Source organism: Amycolatopsis sp. SID8362 (assembly GCF_010550475.1).
GTDB lineage: Bacteria > Actinomycetota > Actinomycetes > Mycobacteriales > Pseudonocardiaceae > Amycolatopsis > Amycolatopsis eburnea.
Window position 1 is genome coordinate 1 of sequence record NZ_JAAGNB010000249.1, and the last position, 3429, is coordinate 3429.

A 3429-nucleotide genomic window follows, 5' to 3' on the forward strand; every position below is an offset into this window, starting at 1 on the left:
TCGGCCGCCACCATCCCGGCGCTCGGCCCCGCCGCGCTGTGAGTGCCATCCTGGACGGCATGCCGACCCGCTGGACGTGCCCGCGCTGCGACCGCGAGTTCGCGCGCGCCCGCCAGGGGCACACCTGCGTCCCCGGCTGCACCGTCGAGGAGACCTTCGCCGGGAAGCCACCGTGGCAGCGCGCGGTCTACGACGCCGTCATCGCGCACCTGCGCGGCCTCGGCGACGTCCACGAGGACGCCGTCAAGGTCGGGGTGTTCCTCAAGCGCGACCACAAGCTCGCCGAGCTGCGGCCGCGGTCCAAGGACGTCCTGGTGTACCTGTGGCTGCCGCACCCGGTGGAGACCGCGCGGATCGCGCCGGCGCGCTGGGCGAGCGGACCCCGTGTGGGGCACCAGCTCAAGCTGCGTGCAGTGTCCGATGTGGACGACGAGGTCCGGAACTGGCTGACGCTGGCCTACGAGACGTCCTGACCCGACACCGGTGCCAGGAGCAGGCCGCTGATGGCGTCGATCAGGCCGGTCCCCGCGTCGTCCCAGCTCGCCCGCGGCGTCGACGTGGCCTCCGCCAGCGCGCGTTCGCGCTCCGCCGTCATGTGGATCATCAGCTGGCGGGCCATGTCGAGGCGCTCGGCGCGCACCTCCGGGGGCAGCTCGTCCAGATACCGGTTCAGGCCCTCGACCGCCCGCGCGAGCGCCGGTGAGGACAGGGACTCCTCGGCGATGATCGCCCGCAGCGCCGGGTCGGTCATCACCTGGGCGCTGAACCGCGCGAACCACGTCGGCGCGCCCAGCTCCCGCAGGTGGCTCGTGCTCGGGCGGACCAGGCAGGCCACCCAGTCGCGGAGGTCACCTTCGCCGTCGATCGCCTCGACCAGCTCCGCGCGCAGCCGCTCCATGGGCTCCGCGTGCTTGCGGACGATCGCGCGGACCAGGTCGACCTTCGTGCCGAAGTGGTAGTTCACCGCCGCGTTGTTGCCCTGCCCGGCCGCCTCGCTGATGTGCCGGTTGGACACCACCTGCACCCCGTGCTCGGCGAAGAGCCGCTCCGCCGTCGCGAGGATGCTTTCCCGCGTCGCACTCGCGCGGTCCGCCTTCACGTTCATCCCGTCCACCCTGATCGTTCCCCGGTGGACACTTTACGGAGCGGGTGCCGCTGGCGAGAACCCGGCGGAGGGTGGCCGGACAGCCACTGGTCCGGCGGCCGCGCTGTTCCTAGCGTTTTCCAGCGTGATCCAGATCCTCGCGCCGATCCTGATCGGCCTCCTCTACGCCGGGCTCAACTCGTTCGTCCCCGAACCGCACCGGCGGCGGTTCAACGCCGTCATGGTCGGCGGCGCGGGCGCCGCCTACCTCTCCGGCGGCGCGCTCGGGCCGTGGGAGCTCGTGTTCTGCGCCGTCATGAGCTACGTCGCCTTCCGCGGGCTCGACTCGTGGACGTTCATCGGGATCGGCTGGCTGCTGCACACCGGCTGGGACGTCGTGCACCACCTCAAGGGCCAGCCGATCCTGCCGTTCGCGCACGATTCGTCGTTCGGCTGCGCGCTCTGCGACCCGGTCATCGCGATCTGGTGCTTCACCGGCGGCCGGTCGGTGCCGGGTTGGCGCACCGCGGTCAGGGGTACCCCGGTGCCATGAGCGCCGACGTCGAGCGCGCCGCGCACGCCTACTGCCCCCGGTGCCACCCTCAGCCGCGGCCCGGAGACGTGATCACGGCGCTGTGCGGCGCCCGCCACCCGTACTACGGCCGCCGCGACCGGCCGGTCAACACGTGCCCTGCGTGCGTCGCGCTCGCTTCGGCGAACGTCTACGCCTGTGGTCACCCGGGCGCCTGAGCGACTCCGGCAAAACGGGAAATCGGGAGTTCCGGAACCGCCGGGTGACCCGACCACCTACGCTGACCGGCATGAAGAGGGTGGGGATCGCCACGGCGACCGCGGCGATCGCCGCGCTCGTGCTGGCGCTCGTCCTCGGCCTGCTGGGCGGCACACCGACCGGCGCCGGGGACAACGGGGACGGTTACCGGCTGTTCTGCGGGCCCGGGCTGACGCCCGCGACGCCGGATCACAAGGCGAGCTGGCTGGGCGGCGTGGTGCTCGACTTCGGGCGCGGCACGCCGTGCCCGGACCCGCAGCCGTCGAGCGCCGCGGTGCTCTTCGAGTCCGTCGCCGGCGGGGACGGCTCCTTCAGCCTGGTCAAGCTGGGCTGGCTGTACGTGCTGCTGGTCTTCCTGGTCACGCTGGCGGCCGCGTGGGCGGTGCAGGCCCGCGGCACCCGGCGCCTGCTCTTCCTGTTGCCACCGCTGCTCCCCCTGCTCGAGCCGTCCTTCGCGCGGCTGTTCATCTCGACGTTCGCCGAGCCTGCGGGCCTGTTCGGCGCGTACACGCTGCTGTGCGGGCTGGCCGTGATCGCCGCGACGAAGGCCGAGGACGGCTTCGCGCGGCTGGCGGCGCTCGGCCTGGTCGCCGTCGGCGGGGTCGTGGGCGGGCTGGCGAAGATCGGCTTCCTGCCGCTGTTCGTGCTGGCCGTGCTCGTGTGCGCGGTCACCGCGGCCAAGCCGGGCCGGGGCCGCTGGTGGTCCGGCCGGATCGTCGGGCCGGCGCTCGCCCTGCTGCTCGTGCTGGAGCTCATCGCGCCGATCCGCGAGAACCTGGCCTGGCAGGACCGCAACTACAGCGACGTCAACGCGGTCAACGTGGTCTACACCCTCGGCCTGGTCGAGCTGCCCGGGTCGGCGGCGCGGCTCGGCCTGCCGGCGGAGGCGCAGCAGAGCGCGGGCCACGCGTACTACCCGGACGGCCCCGAGGCCCTGACCGGCGCGGACGTGCTGCTGGAGGCCCCGGCGACGGTCAAGCACAAGGTCTGGGACCTGCTGCTGGCGAACCCGGGAGCGCTGGTGGCCGCGATCGGCACCGGCCTGCAGGCCACCCTCGGGCGCAGCCTCCCCTACCTGCCGGATGAGCCGTGGACGGCGGAGACCCGTCCGCCGGACAACTCGGCCCCGGTCAGCGGCGACATGGGCGGCGATGCGACGACGTTCCAGGCCTGGCTCGACAGCATGGGCCTGTGGTGGTGGCCGGTGCTCCTCGTCCTGCTGGGCCTGGCCGCGACGGTACTGGCCCTGCTGCGCCGCCACCGCTCGACGACCCGCTACGGCGTCGTGGCGGGGGTGGCGGTGACGAGCGCGCTCGGCATCGTGACGATGTCGGTGGTCGGCGACGGCTACTTCGAGATCGCCAAGCACGTCTGGCTGGCGGCGTACCTGCTCGACGTCGCGGCGCTGGCGCTGTGCGTGGTGGCGGCGCCCCCGCTCTACCGGCGGGTGAAGGCGCGGTGGGACCGGCGCCGGGCGGGCGCGACTCCCCCGGCGGCGGAGCGGGAACCGCAGCCGATCAACTGACGGCGTCCCGGAGTGCGCGCAGCAGGATCG

At 73.4% G+C, this 3429-nt stretch carries 5 protein-coding genes; 4 read left to right on the forward strand and 1 reads right to left on the reverse strand.

Annotation, left to right across the window (positions count from 1 at the left end; genetic code table 11):
• The coding region (locus G3I65_RS08575) for a DUF5655 domain-containing protein (protein WP_309235337.1) at positions 1 to 473 on the forward strand (473 nt) is incomplete at its 5' end.
• On the opposite strand, the gene G3I65_RS08580 is transcribed toward G3I65_RS08575, so the two are convergent.
• Positions 458 to 1105: a TetR/AcrR family transcriptional regulator gene (locus tag G3I65_RS08580; RefSeq protein WP_160695619.1), complete on the reverse strand. Its 648-nt coding sequence runs from the start codon at positions 1103 to 1105 to the stop codon at positions 458 to 460. The two genes, G3I65_RS08575 and G3I65_RS08580, sit on opposite strands and share 16 nt — an antisense overlap.
• Before the next feature lie 124 nt (positions 1106 to 1229).
• Here G3I65_RS08580 and G3I65_RS08585 point away from each other — a divergent pair, with 124 nt between their 5' ends.
• From G3I65_RS08585 to G3I65_RS08595, 3 genes are all read left to right on the forward strand, one after another.
• A complete protein-coding gene (locus G3I65_RS08585) occupies positions 1230 to 1637 on the forward strand; it encodes a DUF6010 family protein (protein ID WP_160695620.1) in 408 nt (135 codons plus the stop codon).
• A complete protein-coding gene (locus tag G3I65_RS08590; RefSeq protein WP_086863142.1) occupies positions 1634 to 1834 on the forward strand; it encodes a hypothetical protein in 201 nt (66 codons plus the stop codon). The genes G3I65_RS08585 and G3I65_RS08590 overlap by 4 nt, the downstream gene beginning before the upstream one ends.
• A gap of 71 nt (positions 1835 to 1905) precedes the next feature.
• Positions 1906 to 3399 (forward strand): hypothetical protein, encoded by a 1494-nt coding sequence (locus G3I65_RS08595; RefSeq protein ID WP_166639832.1) that lies wholly within the window; start codon positions 1906 to 1908, stop codon positions 3397 to 3399.
• The last annotated feature ends 30 nt before the right edge of the window (positions 3400 to 3429 follow it).